The 19766-nt window shown below is 63.3% G+C and carries 23 protein-coding genes and 1 pseudogene (1 of these 24 cut by a window edge); 14 read left to right on the forward strand and 10 right to left on the reverse strand.

The annotated features are described in order from the left end of the window. Positions 1-1303 carry the 5' portion of a PAS domain-containing methyl-accepting chemotaxis protein gene (locus tag GKC28_RS12625; RefSeq protein ID WP_174147261.1) on the reverse strand. 113 nt of this gene lie to the left of the window's left edge, so only the first 1303 of its 1416 coding nucleotides appear in the window; it begins with the start codon at positions 1301-1303; its stop codon lies beyond the left edge, outside the window. Between the two features lie 460 nt (positions 1304-1763). Here GKC28_RS12625 and GKC28_RS12630 point away from each other — a divergent pair, with 460 nt between their 5' ends. Both GKC28_RS12630 and GKC28_RS12635 read left to right on the forward strand, forming a co-directional pair. Beyond that, complete coding sequence (locus GKC28_RS12630; protein ID WP_254604224.1) at positions 1764-3239, forward strand: PAS domain S-box protein; 1476 nt, start codon at positions 1764-1766, stop codon at positions 3237-3239. A gap of 1 nt (position 3240) precedes the next feature. After that, positions 3241-3702, forward strand: a complete 462-nt coding sequence (locus tag GKC28_RS12635; protein ID WP_174147262.1) for a response regulator — start codon at positions 3241-3243, stop codon at positions 3700-3702. A 41-nt stretch (positions 3703-3743) separates the two neighbouring features. On the opposite strand, the gene GKC28_RS12640 is transcribed toward GKC28_RS12635, so the two are convergent. The 4 genes and pseudogenes from GKC28_RS12640 to GKC28_RS12650 all read right to left on the reverse strand — a co-directional run bounded on the left by GKC28_RS12640 (position 3744) and on the right by GKC28_RS12650 (position 6823). After that, a complete protein-coding gene (locus GKC28_RS12640; protein WP_217434071.1) occupies positions 3744-4385 on the reverse strand; it encodes an alpha/beta family hydrolase in 642 nt (213 codons plus the stop codon). Positions 4386-4516: 131 nt separating this feature from the next. After that, positions 4517-4642, reverse strand: a pseudogene (locus tag GKC28_RS26390) (IS481 family transposase); the annotation flags it as partial. A gap of 134 nt (positions 4643-4776) precedes the next feature. Next, positions 4777-6147, reverse strand: coding sequence for a HAMP domain-containing sensor histidine kinase (locus tag GKC28_RS12645; protein ID WP_174147263.1), 1371 nt, complete (start codon positions 6145-6147; stop codon positions 4777-4779). A 4-nt stretch (positions 6148-6151) separates the two neighbouring features. After that, positions 6152-6823, reverse strand: a complete 672-nt coding sequence (locus tag GKC28_RS12650; RefSeq protein ID WP_174147264.1) for a response regulator transcription factor — start codon at positions 6821-6823, stop codon at positions 6152-6154. Between the two features lie 144 nt (positions 6824-6967). On the opposite strand from GKC28_RS12650, the gene GKC28_RS12655 reads away from it, so the two are divergent. The 3 genes from GKC28_RS12655 to GKC28_RS12665 all read left to right on the forward strand — a co-directional run bounded on the left by GKC28_RS12655 (position 6968) and on the right by GKC28_RS12665 (position 9817). Continuing rightward, on the forward strand, positions 6968-8080 hold the full coding sequence (locus GKC28_RS12655) for a trypsin-like peptidase domain-containing protein (protein WP_174147265.1): 1113 nt from the start codon (positions 6968-6970) through the stop codon (positions 8078-8080). A gap of 202 nt (positions 8081-8282) precedes the next feature. Beyond that, positions 8283-8855 (forward strand): methylenetetrahydrofolate reductase C-terminal domain-containing protein, encoded by a 573-nt coding sequence (locus GKC28_RS12660; protein ID WP_174147266.1) that lies wholly within the window; start codon positions 8283-8285, stop codon positions 8853-8855. Beyond that, complete coding sequence (locus GKC28_RS12665) at positions 8855-9817, forward strand: methylenetetrahydrofolate reductase (protein WP_065267772.1); 963 nt, start codon at positions 8855-8857, stop codon at positions 9815-9817. The genes GKC28_RS12660 and GKC28_RS12665 overlap by 1 nt, the downstream gene beginning before the upstream one ends. Before the next feature lie 109 nt (positions 9818-9926). Here GKC28_RS12665 and GKC28_RS12670 read toward each other — a convergent pair whose 3' ends face one another. Further along, positions 9927-10238: an ETC complex I subunit gene (locus GKC28_RS12670; RefSeq protein ID WP_174147267.1), complete on the reverse strand. Its 312-nt coding sequence runs from the start codon at positions 10236-10238 to the stop codon at positions 9927-9929. 83 nt (positions 10239-10321) lie between these two features. Beyond that, positions 10322-11008 (reverse strand): glutathione S-transferase family protein, encoded by a 687-nt coding sequence (locus GKC28_RS26730; RefSeq protein WP_174147268.1) that lies wholly within the window; start codon positions 11006-11008, stop codon positions 10322-10324. An 85-nt stretch (positions 11009-11093) separates the two neighbouring features. Between GKC28_RS26730 and GKC28_RS12680 the strand changes: the two genes are divergently transcribed. The 5 genes from GKC28_RS12680 (at position 11094) to GKC28_RS12700 (ending at position 16295) form a co-directional block, all read left to right on the forward strand. Further along, positions 11094-11543 (forward strand): MarR family winged helix-turn-helix transcriptional regulator, encoded by a 450-nt coding sequence (locus GKC28_RS12680; RefSeq protein WP_174147269.1) that lies wholly within the window; start codon positions 11094-11096, stop codon positions 11541-11543. Between the two features lie 88 nt (positions 11544-11631). Beyond that, positions 11632-13833, forward strand: coding sequence for an excinuclease ABC subunit UvrB (uvrB, locus tag GKC28_RS12685; RefSeq protein ID WP_174147270.1), 2202 nt, complete (start codon positions 11632-11634; stop codon positions 13831-13833). A 44-nt stretch (positions 13834-13877) separates the two neighbouring features. Next, entirely contained in the window at positions 13878-14774 is an 897-nt protein-coding gene (locus GKC28_RS12690) for an abortive infection family protein (protein ID WP_217434072.1), read from the forward strand. A gap of 448 nt (positions 14775-15222) precedes the next feature. Continuing rightward, a complete protein-coding gene (locus GKC28_RS12695) occupies positions 15223-15582 on the forward strand; it encodes an SPW repeat protein (RefSeq protein WP_217434073.1) in 360 nt (119 codons plus the stop codon). A gap of 245 nt (positions 15583-15827) precedes the next feature. Continuing rightward, positions 15828-16295 (forward strand): aminoacyl-tRNA deacylase, encoded by a 468-nt coding sequence (locus GKC28_RS12700; protein ID WP_174147271.1) that lies wholly within the window; start codon positions 15828-15830, stop codon positions 16293-16295. 48 nt (positions 16296-16343) lie between these two features. Here GKC28_RS12700 and GKC28_RS12705 read toward each other — a convergent pair whose 3' ends face one another. Next, on the reverse strand, positions 16344-16604 hold the full coding sequence (locus tag GKC28_RS12705) for a zf-TFIIB domain-containing protein (protein WP_174147272.1): 261 nt from the start codon (positions 16602-16604) through the stop codon (positions 16344-16346). Between the two features lie 153 nt (positions 16605-16757). On the opposite strand from GKC28_RS12705, the gene GKC28_RS12710 reads away from it, so the two are divergent. After that, positions 16758-17369: a hypothetical protein gene (locus GKC28_RS12710; RefSeq protein ID WP_174147273.1), complete on the forward strand. Its 612-nt coding sequence runs from the start codon at positions 16758-16760 to the stop codon at positions 17367-17369. Positions 17370-17384: 15 nt separating this feature from the next. Here GKC28_RS12710 and GKC28_RS12715 read toward each other — a convergent pair whose 3' ends face one another. Beyond that, positions 17385-17792 carry a universal stress protein gene (locus tag GKC28_RS12715; protein ID WP_174147274.1) on the reverse strand — a complete coding sequence of 136 codons (408 nt, stop codon included), beginning with the start codon at positions 17790-17792 and terminating at the stop codon, positions 17385-17387. 165 nt (positions 17793-17957) lie between these two features. Here GKC28_RS12715 and GKC28_RS26735 point away from each other — a divergent pair, with 165 nt between their 5' ends. After that, positions 17958-18080, forward strand: coding sequence for a hypothetical protein (locus GKC28_RS26735; protein ID WP_302480796.1), 123 nt, complete (start codon positions 17958-17960; stop codon positions 18078-18080). A 12-nt stretch (positions 18081-18092) separates the two neighbouring features. Here GKC28_RS26735 and GKC28_RS12720 read toward each other — a convergent pair whose 3' ends face one another. Beyond that, positions 18093-18416, reverse strand: a complete 324-nt coding sequence (locus GKC28_RS12720) for an antibiotic biosynthesis monooxygenase (protein WP_174147275.1) — start codon at positions 18414-18416, stop codon at positions 18093-18095. Positions 18417-18568: 152 nt separating this feature from the next. Here GKC28_RS12720 and GKC28_RS12725 point away from each other — a divergent pair, with 152 nt between their 5' ends. Next, entirely contained in the window at positions 18569-19228 is a 660-nt protein-coding gene (locus tag GKC28_RS12725) for a hypothetical protein (RefSeq protein ID WP_174147276.1), read from the forward strand. Positions 19229-19270: 42 nt separating this feature from the next. Then, positions 19271-19756: a HugZ family protein gene (locus GKC28_RS12730; RefSeq protein WP_174147277.1), complete on the forward strand. Its 486-nt coding sequence runs from the start codon at positions 19271-19273 to the stop codon at positions 19754-19756. Positions 19757-19766: the final 10 nt, after the last annotated feature.

Consider the following 19766-nt stretch of genomic DNA (forward strand, 5'->3'; position numbering starts at 1 on the left):
CCCCCCCGCAGCCGCTGAACTTGGAGACCTCACGGGTCAGCTGACCGGCGTCAGACGACAGCTGCTGGCTGGCGGCAGAAGTTTCCTCCACCATCGCCGCATTCTGCTGGGTCACCTGATCCAGCTGCGAAACACCCAGGTTGATCTCGCTGAGTGAGGCCGCCTGTTCCTTGGCGCCGGTGGCGATACTGCTGATGTGGCTGGAGATGGTGCCGACGCTGCAAATGATCTCTTTCAATTCTGCGCCGGTGCGGCCCACCAGGTCGACACCGCTGGCCACCTGCTGCTTGCTCTCGCTGATCAGCTGCTTGATCTCCCCCGCCGCCCCGGCTGAACGCTGCGCCAGTGCCCGCACCTCGGAGGCCACAACCGCAAAACCGCGGCCCGCATCGCCGGCGCGCGCCGCCTCCACCCCGGCATTCAGCGCCAGGAGATTGGTCTGAAAGGCGATGTCATCGATCATACCGATGATCTTGGCGATCTCCTCCGAGGACATCTCGATCTGAGACATCGCGGCCACCGCATCCTCGACGACCCGGCCGCTGCGCTCTGCCGCGGTCTTTGCCTCGCTGACGATCCCCTCCACCTTCTCAGCACCTTCTGCCGCAGAATGCACGGTGGAGGTCAGCTCCTCGATGGCCGCCGCCGTTTCCTCCAGCGTCGCGGCCTGGCTTTCAGTGCGCTGCGACAGGTCGCTGGCGGCCTTTGAAATCTCATCGGACGTGCGCCCTACTGCATCCGACACCCGGGTGACAGCACCAATCGCCGTTTGAAGCTGCTCGGCAGAGCGGTTGAAGGCCTCGCCCAGCGCGGCGATATCCGCCTGTTCCGACAGCGTGACGCGGACCCCGAGGTCGCCCTGGCTCATTGCCTCCAGACCGCGGGCGATTTCCTGCAAGCCGCGGCGGCGCACGGTTACATCGGTCGCCACTTTCACCACCTGGAAGACGGAGCCATCCGGCCCGGAAACCGGCGCATAGGTGGCCTGGATCCAAATGGTCTCTCCGGTCTTGGTCACCCGTGGAAACTGATCGGTAAACACCCGGCCCTGCGCCAATTCCTTCCAGAACGACTTGTATTCCCCGCCGGCCGCCAACTCCGGCGCCACAAACATCGAGTGATGCCTGCCCGCGACTTCCTCCAGGCTGTAACCCAGCGCAGAGAGGAAATTGGCATTGGCCGTCAAAATGGTGCCGTCAGGTTTGAACTGGATGGTAGCCTGCGTGCGGTCGACCATACCGGCAATAATTTCTGCACTGCTGGGCTGCTCTGCAGGTTTGGCCGTCTTGGTTTTGAAAAACATTTATCTCTCCGCACGTTCCTGATTCTAAAAGGGTCGCGCAAAGCTAGCGTCAAACCGGCAGAAAATTCTTAATCCCGCAGAGCCCCTCTCAGCCCCCCCTGCAGCACCCGCCCGGCACCCGGTATTGCAACATCCCCGGCGCGTCTCCGCAACACCGCCAACTCAGCGCTGCTGAGAGCTTGAAAGGCGCTCTATCCGGCTGAAATTGGAAGTTTGGACCGCACCCGCACCTGCAGGCCCAGGCCGCCTCTTCCGGAACCGGACCTTCCGCGCTGATCCGACTGACCAAGCCAAGCTCACCACCCAATTATCAACTTTAAGGTGTATTTTTCTTGATAAAGCATACATTAGGTGTACCCTGTCTCGGCATGCCATCAGCCGGCAGTGCGGCAGTGCGGCAGTGCGGCATTGAGAAACCGGTTTCACTCCGGCTGCAACAAACCAGGGGACTGCCCGTGATATGACATATGCCAGTCAAACCGGTACTCAGCCGCCGCCTCTCTTGCGCATCCCCGCCAGCCAGAAGGCCCACTTCGCCGCTGCCCTGCTGACCGCTGCCGGGCTGCTGTTCGATTACCTGACCCCGCTGGGTGTGGCGGCAGGCCTGATTTACACCGCAGCCGTCCTTTGCACGATTTGGGCCACCAAGCCAGCCACAGCTTACACTGTTGCGGTGGCCGGATCCGCGCTGACGATTCTCGGCTACCTGCTGTTCCACCGTGCGGGGGTCACTGAATGGATAGTTGTGGCCAACAGGGGGCTGACACTTCTGACCCTGTGGATCTTCGCCTTCATGGTCTACTGGCAGAAGTCCATTCAGATTTCACTGGAGCGGAAACAGAATGAGCTGATGGCCATCCGCGACAACAGCGTCGAGGGGATGGTCACCATCGATTCGCAGGGAAAAATCCAAAGTTTCAACCGCGCCTGCCAGCAGATCTTCGGCTACAGTGCAGAGGAGGTGGCCGGCAAGAATATCAGCTTATTGATGCCAACCCCCTACCGGTCGGAACACGATGGCTACACCCGAAACGACTTCAAAACCTGGCAGCAAGAATACATTGGCGCCAGCCGCGAGTTTCAGGGACAGCGCAAGGATGGCACCACCTTCCCGCTTACCGCCTCGGTCAGCGAGATCCGGGTCGGCGGTCATCTCCTTTTCAGCGGCATTTTCCGCGACATCTCAGAACAGAAGCGCGCCGAGGCAGAACGGGAAAGATTCATCGAGGACCTGTCCCGGTCGAACCGCGACCTGGATGATTTCGCCTATGTGGCGTCCCACGATTTGCGGGCGCCCTTGCGGGTGATCGACAACGCCTCCACCTGGCTGGAGGAGGATCTGGCGGGCACCCTGGACGAGGACAGCCGAGAAAACCTGCAGCTGCTCCGCTCCCGGGTGGCACGGATGGACCGGCTGCTGGACGATCTGCTGGAATATTCCCGGATCGGGCGCAAGAGCGACCAGCGGTACCAGCAGCTGATGCTGGGTGACGCGCTGATGCAGGAGGTGCTGATGCTGGTGGACCAGCCAGAGGGCTTCACGGTCCGTATCGACCCTGCCTTCAAAAACATCCAGCTTGTGAACATGCCACTGAAACAGATTTTCGCCAATCTTATCTCCAACGCGATCAAGCACAGTGAAACCGGCACCGGCAATGTGGATGTGACCCTGCAGGATACGGACGGGCACTGGGTCTTCTCGGTCGCTGACGACGGCCCCGGTATCGCTCCAGAGTTCCATGAGAAGATCTTTATGATGTTCCAGACGCTTAAATCACGGGATCAGGTGGAGGGCAGCGGCATGGGCCTGTCCATTGTCCAGAAACATGTGCAGCAGGCAGGCGGCACGATTTCCGTTCAATCCGCCGAGGGTGAAGGGTGCGAATTCCGCTTCACCTGGCCCAAACACCAGCCCGCCGCCACAGGAGGCAACTGACATGGAACATGCAACCGGCACCCCGGCCGCCCGCAGAGAGCTGAACATCCTGCTTGTCGATGACGATGACGGCGACGCCAAGGCGGTGCGGCGCGCCTTCCGCAAGGCCAATATCGCAAATCATATCACCAGGGCCGTTGACGGCATCGACGCGCTTGACATCCTGCGCGGCACCAGCGGCAAAACCAGGCTTGCAACCCCCTATGTGGTTCTGGCCGACATCAACATGCCGCGGATGAACGGCATCGACCTGGTCGGGGCGCTGCGCCGCGACCCCGTGCTGCACAATGCGGTGGTGTTCTTCCTGACCACTTCCAGCGACCAGCAGGACATTGCGGCGGCCTACGACCTGAATGCAGCGGGCTATATCACCAAGGAAACCGCCGGGCGTGATTTCCTGCGGCTTGTCAACATGATGGACCGTTACTGGCGGATCATCGAGCTGCCAGCCCCGGAACACTAACCTGCCAGCCTCCGTGCCCGCGCCTGTTCCGGCCTGCAGCCCTATGCCAGGCCTTTCACCCAATCAAAGGCTGCGGCACAAGCCGCGTCCAGATTGTGATCCAGGCCAAAACCGGTCACGGTTTTGCGCGGCTTCAGATCGTGATCGCCATCCTCCAGCCAGCACAGGCTGATCGCATCTGACAGTGCGTACCCCTGTACGTCTGCCCGTGTGCCAAAGGGATCGCGGCTGCCCTGGCAGATCAGCGCGGGCGCCTTCAACCCCTCCAGATGCGCGGTCCGCAGGCGCTCAGGCTTGCCGGGCGGATGAAACGGGTAACCAAGGCAGAGAACTCCGCAAATGCGCCCCTCCGCATAAAGGGTGTCAGCAATCATGCTGGCCACACGGCCGCCCAGGGACTTGCCACCGATGATCAGCGGCCCCTCGCAGGCGAGACGGCTGACCGCCGCTAGGAACTCCACCTGCAGCTTCTCCGCCTTTGGCGGTGGCCGCTTCGCCCCGCCATTGCGGCGTTCGGCCATATAGCCGAATTCAAACCGCGCCACCCGCAGCCCGCGGCCTGCAAGCCCTGAAGCAATGGCTTCCATGAACGGGGTGTCCATGGCCGCCCCGGCCCCATGCGCCAGCAGAACCGTCGCGCGGTCGCCGCTGCCGCCGCTCAGAAGAAAGGGATACTCGATCAATTTCACGCTCTTGGAAAAACTTGCCTGCCACCGCTTTTAGCAGCATCGCCCGCATCGTCCATCCCTCCTGCAGTTCGGCTCTGGCCTCAACGCCGCCCGCTTGCTCAGCCGCCCGTCGCCGGGAACCCCCGCTGCAAGGCGTATCGACAATCACCCAGCGGCAGTAGCCTGTGCCGGCGGAAAGCCACCGCCATCACCTCCCCGGCCGCGCTGCGAACGGTCGAGCGTCATTCCTTCGGACCGGCCTTGCGATCGCTGCATTACAGCTCGGATGGCGTGCGTGCCCTCTCGGCAGATTTGCTTTGCAAATCGCCTGCTGGGTAACCGCACGTGGCGCTGCCGTGACGACCTTGCCCCATAGCGCTTCCACTCCGGCGTATGGATCGCACCATCAAACCGTGGGGTCGAACATCCAGGTATCGAAAAACACCTCCACCCGCAGGCCCGGTTCGGCATCGGACAGCTTCAATTCGGCCCCGTGCAGACCGGCGACTGCCGCCACCAGACTGAGCCCCAAACCGCTGCCCGGTGTCGTCCGGCTCCGCTCCAGCCGGTAGAGGCGGCGCAGCACCTTGCCGCGCTCTTCTTCTGGGATCCCGGGGCCGTGGTCCCGCACGGACAGAACAGTTGACGCCCCCTCCTGCCGCAGCGACAGGCGGATGGCGGAGCCTTGCGGAGTATGGCGCAGCGCATTCTCGATCAGGTTGGCCAGCAGCTGACCCAGAAGTGCACGGTCGCCGGAAATGGTGGCGGGTTCCTCCGGCAGGCTGAGGCTGAGGCTGCGGCCCTGCTCCTCTGCCGCCGGCTCGTAAATCTCCGCAAAGGTTGCCGCCAGCTCGCACAGATCCACCGTCTCGAACCGCGCACGCGGCGCGCCACCCTCCAGCTGGGCGATCTGCAGCAGCGCCTGGAATGTGCTGGTGATGCCGCGGGCTTCCTCCAGCGCCGTGTCCACCAGCGCCAGGGCCTCTTCCGGCAGGTCCGGAGTGTCCTGCAGGCGCTGAAGCTGCACCGCCAGCCGCTGGATCGGGGTTTTCAGATCATGGGCGATATCCGCCGACACCTGCCGCAGCGCCTCGGTGGACTGCTGCTGCGCTTCCGCCATGCGGTTCACGCTGCGGCCGATGCGGGCAATATCGCCCTGACGGCCAGGCATCTGCGGCACCCGGGCACCCAGATCACCGGAGGTCAGCGCCGACAGCGTGGCTTCAATCCCCGCCAGCGACCGGGCAAAACGCCGCGCCAGCAGCACCCCGCCCAGCACCGCGGCGGCAATGGCCGGAAGCAGGCTGAACAGCACCACCCTCAGATAGGTCTGGCGCAGCTCATCCAGCGGCCTAGCGCTTTGCGCAACCGTCAGCAGGCCGCCATGAATATAGGCGCTGAGCGAAATGAAGCGGCCCGCGATCTCCACTGGCGCCGGGCCCAGCGCCACCACCCGGAATCCCTCTTGCTGCTGCATGATGGCAGCATTGCCAGCCACGATCCGCCCGCCGGGCCACCGGTAGCTGAGCAGGCGGCGCTGCGGGTCTGTCTCGGCCGTCTCGGCATTGACCAGCGCCGCCAGCGCCGAGGCAGAGGGCGTCGCGCGGAACCCCGCCATGTCCTGCATCAGGCTTTCCCGGATGGCCCGGTCCTGTGTGCCGTGCGCCACATAATAGGTAACCCCGAGACTCAGCGCGCTGGCGATGACAAACAGCAGCGACAGCCACAGCGACTGCCGCACCGGCGAGGAGCGCAGCAGTACGCGCGCACGGCTCATGGCATCAACCGGCAATACGGTACCCCGCGCCGCGCACGGTTTCGATCAGGCCGCTGCCGAAGGGCCGGTCCACTTTGGACCGCAACCGCGAGATATGGGTTTCGACCACGTTGGTCTGCGGGTCGAAACTGATGTCCCAGACCGCTTCCAGCAGCATGGTCCGGGTCTGCACCCGCCCCTTGCGGCGCAACATGTGCTCCAGCAGGCGGAACTCGCGCGGCAGCAACTCGATCTCCTGGCCCGCACGGGTGACCCTGCGGCGGACCAGATCCATCTCCAGATCCCCCGCCCGCAGCACGGTCTCCTGCTTCTGCAGCCCCGGACGGCGGGCCAGCGCCGCCACCCGTGCCGCCAGCTCGCCAAAGGCAAAGGGCTTGACCAGGTAGTCATCCGCCCCCGCCTCCAGCCCCTCGATGCGGTCATCCACACCGCTCAGCGCTGTCAGCATGATGGCAGGTGTCCGCACCCCGGCACCGCGCAGGGTCTTGATCAGGCTCAGCCCGTCCAGCGACGGCAGCATCCGGTCGATGATCAGCACATCGTAATCCGCCGCGGTTGCCTGCAGCAGCCCCTCGCGGCCATCGGTGACCAGATCCGCGGTATGCCCCTCCTCGCGCAGGCCGGCGGCCACATAGGGACCGGTCGTGGCATCGTCTTCTATCACCAGGATCTTCAAGCCATTCCCCGCTTTGCTGCGCCTTCCGGTTCTTACACCGGATCCGGTTTCAGCACACATTACAGATCTGTATAGAATGCGTCAGGCGATTGAAATGAGGGCCTGCCATCTGCCTTGCATCCCTAGTGAAACAAGGAAACGAAGATGCCCCAGACCAAAGCTCCCAAACGGTTCACCTTTGCCCTGACCGCCGCCGCCTCAGCAGCCGCAATAATGGCTCTGGCGCCCGCCCCCGCCCTGGCCGTGCCTGCGGGCGGCTATGCCGATCTGGTCGAAACCATTTCCCCGGCCGTCGTCTTTGTCGAGGTCACCGCCAAGGCAGAACCCGCCGCGGACCGGCAGGGAATGCCCAATGACAAGTTCATGGAAGAATTCATGCGCCGCTTTGGCGGCCGCGCGCCGGACTTCGGCAACAGCCGCCCGGTCAAGGGCGCAGGCTCCGGTTTCGTGATCTCTGAGGGCGGTCTGATCGTCACCAACCACCATGTGATCGACAATGCCCAAACCGTGACCGTAACCCTCTCCGACGGCAGCAAGCATGATGCCGAGGTGATTGGCGCCGACCCGCTGACCGACATCGCATTGCTGAAGGTCGAGACGGATGCGCCGCTGACCGCGGTGGAATTCGGTGCCTCCGATGAATTGCGCGTCGGGGACGAGGTGCTCGCCATGGGCAGCCCCTTCGGCCTTGCGGGCACCGTGACCTCCGGCATCGTCTCGGCCACCTCGCGCAACATCAACTCAGGCCCGTTTGACGACTTCATCCAGACCGATGCAGCCATAAACAAGGGCAACTCCGGCGGCCCGCTGTTCAATGCCGAAGGCGAGGTCGTCGGCGTCAACACGATGATCTACTCGCCGGGCGGCGGCTCCGTCGGCATCGGCTTTGCAGTGCCGTCCGATATGGCTCAGAAGATCGTTGCCGACCTCGAAGACGACGGTGAGATCACCCGCGGCTGGCTCGGTGTGCAGATCAAGCCGCTCTCTGAGGATGCCGCCAATGTGCTGGGCCGCGAGGCCGGCAAGGGCGTGGTGATCGAAGGCGTCGAGACCGGCAGCCCGGCGGCAGAGGCAGGGCTGAAACCCGGCGACGTGGTGCTGCGGTTCGGCACGGTGGAGATCCATGAACTGCGCGACCTGACGGCCGCAGTGGCCGTGAACGCCCCGGGCAAGGAAGCCCAGATCGAGGTCCTGCGCAAGGGCAAGGAAGTAACCCTGGACGTGACCCTGGGCGACCGGTCCAGCCAGGACGCCTGACTCTAAGGCCCATTCCCTGCCTGGGAAACAGGCAGGGAAACCATCCGGCGATGGCCGTGGTGGAACCGGAGTGTCCGGCTGAAAAGGAACATCCGCAAGCAACAGAAAACATGGCGACCGAGGCTGCAAAAACTATTTCTAGTTCATTGCAGCCGCACTCTGTGAATAAGATGCTGTTAGTGCATGGAGAAAGGGAAGACCGTTGTACAGGATCCGCCTGTTTGCCATCCGCCATTCGCGCAGCTTTGAATGGATCTACAAACGCTTGGAACGCGCCATGATCGCGCTGGACCCGCTTCTTGGAAAGATCGGCTATGACCGGGTTGAGCGCCCGGTCGCCTTTGTCGAAAAATGCGTCAAGACCGTGCTGTTCGATTGCAAGATGTGCGGGCAGTGCGTGCTGTCGTCAACCGGCATGTCCTGCCCGATGAACTGCCCCAAACAGCTGCGTAACGGCCCCTGCGGCGGCGTCAGGCCAGGCGGTTTCTGCGAGGTCAAGCCGGACATGAAATGCGTTTGGGCGCTGGCCTGGGACGGGGCGTCGCGGATGAAAGGCGGCGCGCAGATTCACACTGTTCTGCCGCCGGTCGAACGCAACCTCGAAGGATCATCATCCTGGCTGCGGGTCAGCCGCGAAAAAGCTGCGCATCTGCGGAAAGCCCGGGAAAAACGCCGCACCGCCATTGCGGATGCCTTCCCCGATGCCCGTAAGAACGAACCCTCCGCCGCGCCGCTGGCAGAGGAGCCCGCGCAGGCCGTGAAAGGCAGCAAGTGATGGATCATACGATGTCCCAGCCCTATTCCGCGCCGCCCGAGGGCCATGTCTCCCACAGCCGGCTGGAACGGGTGCTGCGCTCCGGCCGCTTTGCCATCACTGCTGAGCTGAACCCGCCGGACAGCGCCGACCCCGCGGATGTCTATGAGGCCGCACGCCCGCTGGGCGAGGTCGCCGACGCAATCAATGCCACTGATGCCTCGGGCGCGAACTGCCACATGTCCTCGATCGGCATCAGTGCGCTGCTGACCCGGGCGGGCTATTCGCCGGTGTACCAGATCTCCTGCCGAGACCGGAACCGCATCGCCATTCAGGGCGACGTTCTGGGCGCCGCAGCCATGGGCGTCAGCAACGTTCTGTGCCTGACCGGGGATGGCGTCGGCGTGGGTGATCAGCCGGGCGCGAAACCGGTCTTCGATTTCGATTCCCTGTCGCTGCTGCGCACCATCAAGACAATGCGGGATGAGCGCAAATTTCTGTCCGGACGCACGATCAAGAACCCGCCCCAGCTGTTTCTGGGGGCGGCTGAGAACCCCTGCATCCCGCCATATGACTGGCGCCCGGAACGGCTGGCCAAGAAAGTGGAGGCCGGCGCCGAATACATCCAGACCAACTACATCTACGACGTGCCTCTGTTCGAGAAATTCATGGCCCGGGTGCGGGACCTGGGACTGGACAAGAAGGTTTACATCCTGGCAGGCGTCGGCCCGCTGGCGTCGGCGCGGGCGGCTCGGTGGATGCGCTCGAATGTGCCGGGTATCCATGTGCCCGATGCAGTCATCGACCGAATGGAGAAGGCTGAAAAACCCGGACAGGAAGGCAAGAAGATCTGCGTCGAGCTGATCCAGCAGATGCGGGAGATTGCCGGTGTTTCCGGAGTGCATGTCATGGCCTACCGGAAGGAACACGAGGTGTCCGAGATCATACGGGAATCCGGGGTCCTGGCATCCCGCAAGAGATAGCTCCGGCAACCTGCAGGCACGCATCCGCCAGTTTCCGGATACAGCAAAGGCGCCCGGCGGGCGCCTTTTTCATCAGACCGGGCAGTTGAACCCCGGAAAATTCATATACTCAGTGGGTCCAAGGGCCGCGGCGGCTGGTAGCAAAGTTTTCGCCGTAACCGCCAGCGCGGATGTTCGCCTTGCGCACTTTGGGCTCGACAACCACCGCGTCGATGCCGTGGTCCTCGGCGTATTCCACCGCCGCCTCCTTGCTCTCAAACCGCAGTTTCACCTGCGCCTGGGTGTCGGTGGAGGAGGTCCAGCCCATCAGCGGGTCCACTTCGCGGGCCGAGGCGGGCGCAAACTCCAGCACCCATTTCCGCGTCTTGGCCATGCCAGAGGTCATGGCGTTGCGTGCCGGCCGGTAAATCCGCGCTTGCATGGGCTGTCTCCCGCTTGAGTCTCAAATCCAGCGCTTTTATGCGCCGGATGCGGGCCTGCGGCAAGGTGGCATTTTGAACAGGGTTATCCTGCATTTGCAGCACCGCCACAGGCCGCCTGCGCCAGCCTCCCCAGATGCGATGGCCGCGCCGCCAGAAACGCCATCAGCCGCGCCGGATAGCCCTCCGGCGGCGCCTGCCGCACCGAAGGGCGGGCCGCAACCGCCGCCCGCCAGTCCGCCATGCGCCCCTGCGCAGGCATCAGGGCAAAATCCCCGATCGCATCAAACGTCTCGAAGTAGCGGAAGATGGTGCCCCAGACCCCGTCCACCATGTGAAAGTTTTCTCCGGCAAAGAACCGCCCCGCCACCTCCGGCGCGATCCGCTCCAGCCGTCCGCGCAGGTCTGCGGCCGCCGCGGCAAACGCATCCTCATCCGGTGCATTGTACAGTTTGCCGATGGCCGCCAGCGTGCCGGAGCCGTATTCGATCCAGGCCCGGTGCCGCGCCCGCTCCAGCGGGTCTGCGGGATGCAAGGAGCCGGGCGTGGTCTCATCCAGGTATTCCGCAATCACCTGGCTTTCGAACAGCACCCGCCCGCCGGTCTCCAGCACCGGCACCCGGCCCGTCGGCGACAGCACCCGGAACCAGTCAGGCTTGTCCGCAAGGTCGATATAGGTGCGGCGGTGCGGAATGGATTTCTCGCTCAGCACAATCACCGCCCGCTGCACATAGGGGCACAGGTGGTGGCTGATCAGATGCAGGTCGCTCATGGGATCCTCATTTAGATGCAGTTGCATTCACATCAGATAAGGGCGCTTCCTTGCATGTCAATGCACTTGCATCTAAATATCCCGCATGCAGACACCCGACCCTTTCGACATCTGGCTGCCGCTCGCCCGCGCCCACAAATCCATCCTCTCCTCGGTGGAGGCCGCGCTGAAGCAGGCGGGCCTGCCCGGGCTCGACTGGTACGACCTGCTGTGGGAGCTGGAATGCGCCGGCGATACGGGCCTGCGCCCCTTTGAGCTGCAGGAGAAGCTGCTGCTGCCGCAATACGGCGTCTCGCGGCTGGCGGACCGGCTGGCCAAGGCCGGATACCTCACCCGGCAGGAGTGCAGCGGCGATGGCCGCGGCCAGATCCTGCTGCTCACCGCCGCAGGCGCCGAGACCCGCGCGCAGATGTGGGCGGTTTACTCTGACGCCATGCAGCAGGCCGTCACCCCGCATTTCAGCCCGGGCGAGGCGCGGCGGCTGGCAGAGCTGCTGGGAAAGCTGCTGCGCCCCGCCCCTGCTGACAAAATCTGACACCATATCCCGGATTGGCCGCCAGCCCCCCCTTGCACCGGAACAAAAACAGACCAAAATCGGCCCCAGCCGCCAACGGAGTCGCCTGATGCCCTATGCCCATTCCGACAAGACCATGCCGATGATGACCCAGCGGGCGCCGCAGCAGCGGCCCAAGCTGGAGGGCGGCAAGCGGTTTGTCATGAACACCACCTTCGATCCCGCGGGCGACCAGCCCACCGCGATCGCGGAACTGTCGCAGGGCGTGCTGGAGGGCGAGCGCAACCAGGTGCTGCTGGGCGCGACCGGCACCGGCAAGACTTTCACCATGGCCAAGGTGATCGAGGAAACCCAGCGCCCGGCGATCATTCTCGCCCCCAACAAGACGCTGGCGGCGCAATTGTACGGCGAATTCAAGGGCTTCTTCCCGGAGAACTCGGTCGAATACTTCGTCTCCTTCTACGACTACTACCAGCCGGAAGCCTATGTGCCGCGCTCCGACACCTACATCGAGAAGGAATCCCAGATCAACGAGCAGATCGACCGGATGCGCCACTCGGCGACCCGCGCTTTGCTGGAACGCGACGACGTGATCATCATCGCGTCCGTCAGCTGCATCTACGGCATCGGCTCGGTTGAGACCTACTCGGCCATGACGCAGGACCTGAAGGCCGGCGGGATGTACGACCAGCGCCAGATCATGTCCGATCTGGTTGCCCAGCAATACAAACGCAACGACCAGGCCTTCCAGCGCGGCAGTTTCCGGGTCCGCGGCGACACGCTGGAAATCTTCCCCGCCCACCTGGAGGACCGCGCCTGGAAACTCTCCTTCTTCGGCGAGGAGCTGGAGGCGATCACCGAATTCGACCCGCTGACCGGTGAAAAGACCGGAACCTTCGACCAGATCCGCGTCTATGCGAACTCCCACTACGTGACGCCGAAACCGACCCTCAACCAGGCCATCATCTCCATCAAGGCCGAGCTGAAGCAGCGCCTCGACCAGCTGGTGAACGACGGCAAGCTGCTGGAAGCGCAACGCCTCGAACAGCGCACCAACTTCGATCTGGAAATGCTGGAGGCCACCGGCCACTGCAACGGCATCGAAAACTACTCCCGCTACCTCACGGGCCGCGCCCCGGGCGAGCCGCCCCCCACGCTCTTTGAATTCATCCCCGACAACGCCATCGTCTTTGCCGATGAATCCCACGTCTCAGTCCCCCAGATCGGCGGCATGTACCGCGGCGACCACCGGCGCAAGTTCACCCTGGCGGAACACGGCTTCCGCCTGCCCTCCTGCATGGACAACCGCCCGCTGAAGTTCGAGGAATGGGACGCCATGCGCCCGCAGTCGGTCTTCGTCTCCGCCACCCCCGCAGGCTGGGAACTGGACCAGTCCGGCGGCGTCTTCACCGAACAGGTGATCCGCCCCACCGGCCTCCTGGACCCGGAGGTCGAAATCCGCCCCGTCGGCATGCAGGTGGACGACCTCCTCGACGAAATCCGCAAAGTCACCGCCAACGGCTTCCGCACCCTGGTCACCACGCTGACCAAACGCATGGCCGAGGACCTGACGGAATACCTGCACGAACAGGGCATCAAGGTCCGCTACATGCACTCCGACATCGACACGCTGGAGCGGATCGAGATCCTGCGCGACCTGCGCCTCGGCGCCTTCGACGTGCTCATCGGCATCAACCTCCTGCGCGAAGGCCTCGACATCCCCGAATGCGGCCTTGTCGCCATTCTGGACGCCGACAAGGAGGGCTTCCTGCGCTCCGAGACCTCGCTGATCCAGACCATCGGCCGCGCCGCCCGCAACGCCGACGGCCGCGTCATCATGTATGCCGACAAGATCACCGGCTCGATGGAGCGCGCCATCGGCGAAACCAACCGCCGCCGCGAAAAGCAGATCGCCTACAACCTCGAACACGGCATCACACCCGAGACGGTCAAGAAAAACGTCGAGGATGTTCTGGCCGGCCTCTACGAGGGCGATGTGGACATGAACCGCGTCACCGCCCAGATCGGCAAGCCGATGCACGGCGCCAACCTGGAGGCGCATCTGTCGGGCCTGCGCGACGAGATGCGCAAGGCGGCGGAGAACCTGGAGTTCGAAGAAGCCGCACGGCTCCGCGACGAGATCAAACGGCTGGAGGCGGTCGACCTCGCCATCTCCGACGACCCGCTGGCGCGGCAATCGGCGGTGGAGGCGGCGTCGGAAGCCGCCGTCAAATCGCGGGGGCGGTCCACGGCAGGGAAGGCAGGGACGCGGGCCTACAGGGGGAAATCGCAGAAGAAGTTTTCTTCGTAGTCAATAACTTGGTCAATACTTTTTGATCTCCAAGGAGGTTGTAGTTGGTCAAAATAAAGCACTCTGAAGCACGTCAAATCGATGAATTCTTCAACATGCAAGACGGGTATCCGCTCGACTTTTCCAACAAGACTCTTGCTGAGTTTTTTGAGGATGAAATCGGTGAAAACCTTTACGACGACAAGTTCTCCTTCAAAGGCACTTCAAAAGCCAACCGAATAAGAGCTTTCCTTGAATTCTCATCTGCCAGGCAAGCCGCACGACTTTTGAAAGCTCTATGGAAGCATAGAAATACCGAGAGAAATGCGGAGCTCCATCGTCGCTCTGAACTTGTAGCTGGTGGATTTGAAGATGTAGAATCTCTGGAAATCTACTGCTTGCAGTTTGCATCTGAAGACAAAGAGTTCGACGAACTTATTTCAGCTATTGAGCAGAGAGGGCAAACTGAAGTTATTGATGCCACAACAGTTCTTGCAAGCTCCTTTGATTTTGACACGGTTATGGACGAAATCGAACGCGCCCGGACGTTCATCGAAGATGACCCTGAAGACGCAATCACCGCAGCTTCATCGCTTATTGAAAGCGTCTGCCGATCAATCTTGGTAGAGTTACAACTACCTCTTCCAAAAGATCTTTCTATAAAGCCCTTGTATAAGGCAGTGCGTGATCCTCTCGGGCTATCTCCAGAGAACCCCGATGTAGACCCTTTAATTGCGGAGGATGTTCGCACAATTCTCGCAGGCTTAACAAATACTATTGGCGGGATTGGTTCTCTTCGAACTCATGGCGGTGATGCTCATGGTAGAGAGCGAGGGAAAAGGCGAGTGGACGCTAGAATTGCGCGCCTTGCAGTAAATTCTGCCTGTGCTTTGACTCTCTTTTTAATAGAAATCTGGGCTCGCAAATACCCTAACCGTACTCTCGTGAATACTAGTAAGTAGGTCCACAGCGCCCGATCCCGAGGGTGGGCGTTTGCGCCCGCCGTCATGCCAAAGGCGTGCCACCCATAGTCGGCGCACGTTTAGTGCGGCGGTGGCGGGTCGGGCGCGATGCACGGCAAAGCCGTGCAAGGTCTCCGCAAAATCATCGAAAACCCATTAACTATTTGCTAATAAACAAGGTTTCGCAGCGAAACCCCTTTTCATTCACACCCCGCCGCAGCCGGCGCCTGCGCGCTGCTGACTGCCGGAAAGGCAAGCTGAAGCAGGCTGAAAAAACATCCTTCGGACCCGCTGCGCCGCATATATGCACAAACAACGCATCCTCTTGAAAAACAGCGTGTTTTTTGCTATATTCCAGCCAGCACCCAACGCCCCGGCGGGCGGGCGGTGCACCCGGCCCGCTCCGGGCCGGGAATTGCTGCAGACACCTGAAACGGGAGGATGTGCAATGACTGATCTCTGGAAAAAAATGACCGGCGACTGGCAGGACAGCGTCAACGTGCTGCTTGGCCTGTGGCTGGTGCTGTCGCCCTGGATCCTGCAATTCCAGGACAGCCGCCTGGCAACCGCCAATGCGGTGATCATTGGTGCTGTGATCGCGGTGATGTCGCTGGCCGCGGTGGTCAGCTTCCGCAACTGGGAGGAATGGGCCGGCATGGCGGTCGGCGCCTGGCTGGTGGTCTCGCCCTGGGTGCTCGGCCTGACCGCGCTGACCCTGGCGACCTGGAACTTCGTGATCGTCGGCGCGCTGGTCTTCGCCATGGCCGGCTGGTCGCTCTACGAGCACGACGCTCATCACCCGGCCTGATGCCGCATCCGGGCTCAGCGGGCAGCCCGGCCCGCTGAGCCGCCGCCTTCCGGGCAAGGCTTGCCCGACTCACCCCTTCGGGCGCAGACTGTCAGGCACCAGAAACCTGCGCGCGCCCCGGCTTGCCGCTTGCTGCGCCCAGGGCTGATGCCGCCGCCAGATCAGTGAGCCAGGATGCTCCCGCGGCGCCCAGGACCTGAGCCACGCGCCGCCGGGCCCCGCGCCCCAGACAGGAGGACCCTTCGATGATTGCCTCACGCCTGAAACATCATCTGGAGGCACAGGGCTTGCCCTTCGCCACCGTCCGTCACCCCTATACCGCCACCGCATCCGAATGCGCAGAAGCCGCGCATGTGCCGGGCGGCCACCTGGCCAAATCGGTGCTGATTCACATGGAGGAAGGCCCCTTCCTGGCGGTGATCCCCTCCGACCAGAAGGTCGATCTGCACAAGCTGCAATCAATGGTTGACCGCCGCCTCGGGCTGGCGCCGGAGATTGAGCTGGACCAGGTCTTTGACGACTGCGATCCCGGCGCGGCGCCCTGCGTCGGCGCGGCCTATATGGTGCCCACGGTGATCGACGACAGCCTGCGCGGGCTCGACAAGGTCTGGTTCGAGGCCGGCGATCACAAGACGCTGGTCGAGATGAAGGGTTCCGATTTCGACACCCTGATGAAGGACGCCAAACACGGCTCCTTCTGCACCATGCACTGATGCCTGCGGCCAGCCGCCCCAATGCTGCCGGGGCGGCGCCACCGGCGGTCAGAAGTCGAACAGATCTTCCAGGAAATTCTTCTTTTTCTTCTTGTAGTATTTCTTCTCGTGGCGCGGCTCATGATCGCGGCCGCGGTCCTCATAGCGCTGCGGCTGCGGCGCCGGCTGCACCGGCTGTGCCGACCGTTCGATGATCTTGTCCAATTCCCCCCGGTCCAGCCACACCCCGCGGCAGCGCGGGCAATAGTCGATCTCGACGCCGGCGCGGTCGGACATGACAAGTTCGGTTCCGTCAATCGGGCACTGCATTCGCTTCTCCTTGCACAACTTCTGCAGTTGACGTGGGAACCGCCCCCGCGCTCTGCAAGGCAAAGCCAGTGCAAAAACGCGCAATTTGCGGGTTTCCGCCCGTTTCCAGACAGCTGACCCATGGTAAGCTGCCTGCAAACCACGGAGGCTTACATGAGCAGCAAGACCATCCTCGCCGGGCTTCTGGCCCTGATCCTATCCTGTGCATCCGCTTATGCCGGCGAAGGCGGCGGCGGCGGCGGCGGCCGGGACGGGATGGACTCCGGCGGCGGCCAGCGCAGCGGCCTCAGCTCCAGGGCCACCAAGGCGGTTGTGACCACCCTGACCCGCGGCTTCGACCGCTGCGGCACCCTGCCTCAGGTCTACAGGTTCGACTGTTTCCGCCACACCTACAAGCTGGCAGCGCAGAAACTGGACGGCAACCAGGCCTATGCCGAGGCCTACAAGGCGCTGGTGCTGGTCGAGGAAACCCTGACGCGGTCCGTCAAGCAGAACCTGGACCCGGCCCAGCCCCCCAAGCGCAAGGGGCTGAACCTGTACCGCGCGGTGAAGCCGGCGGCGGTGCCGCAGATCAAGCGGCAGGCGGAATCGGCGATGAAACAGGCCGAGACCATCCTGCTGCGCTCGCCGGCGAACAAGCAGGTGCATTACGCCCGCATCGCCGAGGCAGTGAATTCCAACAAGGTTCTCTTGCGCTCCGCCCTGCTGCCCGGCGGCATGATCCGGCTGGCCTGGAGCCTGCTTAAAACCGCGGTTCCGGCCTAGGCCGCGGTCCGCCCCTCAGCGCACCACATGCACGGCGCAGGCTGCGTGGCGCACCACGTGGCCTGAGGTCGACCCCCAGATCAGGTCCTGCATCGACGGCCGGTGCGAGGCGAGGATGATAAGATCCGGCTGATTCTGCTCTGCCCAGTCCAGGATGGTGCGGCCGGAATGGCCCTCCACCAGCACGCCTTCGGCATCGGGCAGGGTCTTGGCCAGCCCGTCCAGCTCCGCCTGCAGCGCCATGCGGGTATCCTCCATAAAATCCGCCGGGATATAGGAAATCGCATAGGCCGGCACCTGTTCGATCACGTGCAGCAGCGTCACCTTGGCGTTCGGCGCGGACAACAGCCGCGCCACTTTGAGCGGCCCGGTGGAGTCGCGTTCGGGGTCGAATGAGACCGGCACCAGAATATTATGATACATGGCAGTTCTCCTTTCTAAACCAGTCTACACCCTTTTGCCGCCTGGTGCGTTGACCGGGATCATCTGCAGCGTGCAAGCCGCGGTGTGGCGGCGCTTGTCTTGTGCCAAACGCCGCCGCCCGCCCATGGTTCCGGATGCGGACCCTGCCCCGGCGGCGCCGATGCGGTGACGATCCCGTTGCGCTTCCGGGAGCCGGTCAAGGTGCACTGCGCGCGCATCGCCGCGGTAGCGGATCCGGCCAAGGTCATCTTCCGCTGCAGGCTGACGGCCTTGCGCCAGTTCATCTGAGAAAACGGGGTCTCAGGCCCCGAACACTTCCGCGACGTCATACATCACCGGCTCGAAGCTGCGGCACAGCTCGTTGATCTTGCGGTTGCGCTCGCGCATCTCCGGGCTGCGCAGCATCGCCATGAAATCCTCGCGGCGGCGCCATTGCGAATAATTGGCGATCCGGGTCTGGGCGTCGTTCACATGCAGGCCGGCCGAGATGAAACCCGGCTGCTTGGAGATGAACTCTGAATAGGCGTCCTCAAGCGCTTCCAAAAGATCCTGGCATGTCCCCGGCGTCATCTCGAATGTGGTGATAACGGTCTGGATGTCCGCGGTTTTTGCTATTTTCGGCATTGGCTCCTCCGTTGACGTGACCCCAGCCTACGCCCGTTCACGCGGAAAGCGCACGATATTTTTTACGGAACGCCTGCTGGTGGTTTGCAGCATGGTTAACACAACCTTAACCATAAAGCCGAACCCTGAAGCTCTCGCAACGAGGTTTCGGGATGAGACCTGCCTTTGCCGCCTGTCTTGCCGTGCTGCTGGCCCCGCCGGCGGATGGCGGCGCTTGGCTTGAGACACCGGGCCGGGGCTTTGCCACGGCCAGCGCCAGCTACCGCCGGACCGCCAGCGGTGCGCAGCATGAGCTGAGCTATTACGGCGCCTACGGCATCACGCCCAAGCTGACGCTGGGGGTGGATTTGAACCAGACCGGCGATCTGTCCGGCCATGCGCTGGTCTTTGCCCGGATGCCGCTGCACCAGGGCGCGCGCTACCGGCTGGCGGCAGAGGCCGCCTTTGGCGGCAATCACGACCGCGGGGTGTGGATGATGATGCAGCGCACCACCCTGTCTTATGGCCGCGGCTTCGGCACCGGCACCGCCAGCGGCTGGCTGGCCATCGATGCCGCCTATGAGTTGCGCAACAGCGGGTTGGCGGCAGTCTGGAAACTGGACGCCACCATTGGCCTGAACCGCCCCGGCAAACCCGCGCCGATGCTGCAGATCGAGACTTCCAAGCTGGATGGCGGGACGTTCTCCTATACGCTGACGCCGTCGCTGCGCTATCCGCTGCGCTCCGGGCGCGAGCTGATCCTGGGGCTGGAGCACCGCTCCGCGGGCGAGGGCAGCCTTGGCCTGAAGCTGGGGCTGTGGCAGAAATTCTGAACCCCCTGACCCGGGCAGGAAGCCACAGACAGGAAGCGCGCCATGGCCGATGTGATCCGCCCCACCGATGACGAAGCCCGCAGGCTGGCCCGCGGCCTGATGGAAACCGCGCGCTCTGCCGCGCTTGGCGTGCTGCTGGAAGGCGGCCAGCCGCTGGTGACGCGGGTGGCCTTCGGGCTGGACCTGCATGGGCATCCCATCAGCCTGGTCTCGGACCTGGCGCAGCACACGCAGGCGCTGCGCCAGCATACCGCCTGTTCGCTGCTGGTGGGGGAACCAGGCATCAAGGGCGATGCGCTGACCCATCCGCGCCTCAGCCTGCTGGCAGAGGCGGACTTTGTGCCGCATGAAAGCCCGGACCATGATGCCCTTGCCAAGGCCTATCTGCGCCATCAGCCCAAGGCCAAACTGTATCTGCAGTTTGCCGATTTCGGCTTTATCCGCTTCACCGTCACGGCGGCGCATCTGAACGGCGGCTTCGGCAAGGCGTTCCGCCTTGCCGCCGCTGATCTGCTGCCAGGGGATTAGGGGCACCGCG

This window comes from Leisingera sp. ANG59, from assembly GCF_013317235.1.
In the GTDB taxonomy this organism is placed as follows: Bacteria; Pseudomonadota; Alphaproteobacteria; order Rhodobacterales; family Rhodobacteraceae; genus Leisingera.

Coding starts and splice junctions, on each gene's coding strand:
- uvrB (WP_174147270.1), top strand. CDS start 11,632: ATGCCCTATGCCCATTCCGACAAGACCATGCCGATGATGACCCAGCGG.
- GKC28_RS12720 (WP_174147275.1), bottom strand. CDS start 18,416: ATGCCGAAAATAGCAAAAACCGCGGACATCCAGACCGTTATCACCACA.
- GKC28_RS12695 (WP_217434073.1), top strand. CDS start 15,223: ATGACTGATCTCTGGAAAAAAATGACCGGCGACTGGCAGGACAGCGTC.
- GKC28_RS12700 (WP_174147271.1), top strand. CDS start 15,828: ATGATTGCCTCACGCCTGAAACATCATCTGGAGGCACAGGGCTTGCCC.
- GKC28_RS12730 (WP_174147277.1), top strand. CDS start 19,271: ATGGCCGATGTGATCCGCCCCACCGATGACGAAGCCCGCAGGCTGGCC.
- GKC28_RS12710 (WP_174147273.1), top strand. CDS start 16,758: ATGAGCAGCAAGACCATCCTCGCCGGGCTTCTGGCCCTGATCCTATCC.
- GKC28_RS12705 (WP_174147272.1), bottom strand. CDS start 16,604: ATGCAGTGCCCGATTGACGGAACCGAACTTGTCATGTCCGACCGCGCC.
- GKC28_RS26730 (WP_174147268.1), bottom strand. CDS start 11,008: ATGAGCGACCTGCATCTGATCAGCCACCACCTGTGCCCCTATGTGCAG.
- GKC28_RS12680 (WP_174147269.1), top strand. CDS start 11,094: ATGCAGACACCCGACCCTTTCGACATCTGGCTGCCGCTCGCCCGCGCC.
- GKC28_RS12645 (WP_174147263.1), bottom strand. CDS start 6,147: ATGAGCCGTGCGCGCGTACTGCTGCGCTCCTCGCCGGTGCGGCAGTCG.
- GKC28_RS12665 (WP_065267772.1), top strand. CDS start 8,855: ATGGATCATACGATGTCCCAGCCCTATTCCGCGCCGCCCGAGGGCCAT.
- GKC28_RS12635 (WP_174147262.1), top strand. CDS start 3,241: ATGGAACATGCAACCGGCACCCCGGCCGCCCGCAGAGAGCTGAACATC.
- GKC28_RS12655 (WP_174147265.1), top strand. CDS start 6,968: ATGCCCCAGACCAAAGCTCCCAAACGGTTCACCTTTGCCCTGACCGCC.
- GKC28_RS12670 (WP_174147267.1), bottom strand. CDS start 10,238: ATGCAAGCGCGGATTTACCGGCCGGCACGCAACGCCATGACCTCTGGC.
- GKC28_RS12715 (WP_174147274.1), bottom strand. CDS start 17,792: ATGTATCATAATATTCTGGTGCCGGTCTCATTCGACCCCGAACGCGAC.
- GKC28_RS12630 (WP_254604224.1), top strand. CDS start 1,764: ATGACATATGCCAGTCAAACCGGTACTCAGCCGCCGCCTCTCTTGCGC.
- GKC28_RS12725 (WP_174147276.1), top strand. CDS start 18,569: ATGAGACCTGCCTTTGCCGCCTGTCTTGCCGTGCTGCTGGCCCCGCCG.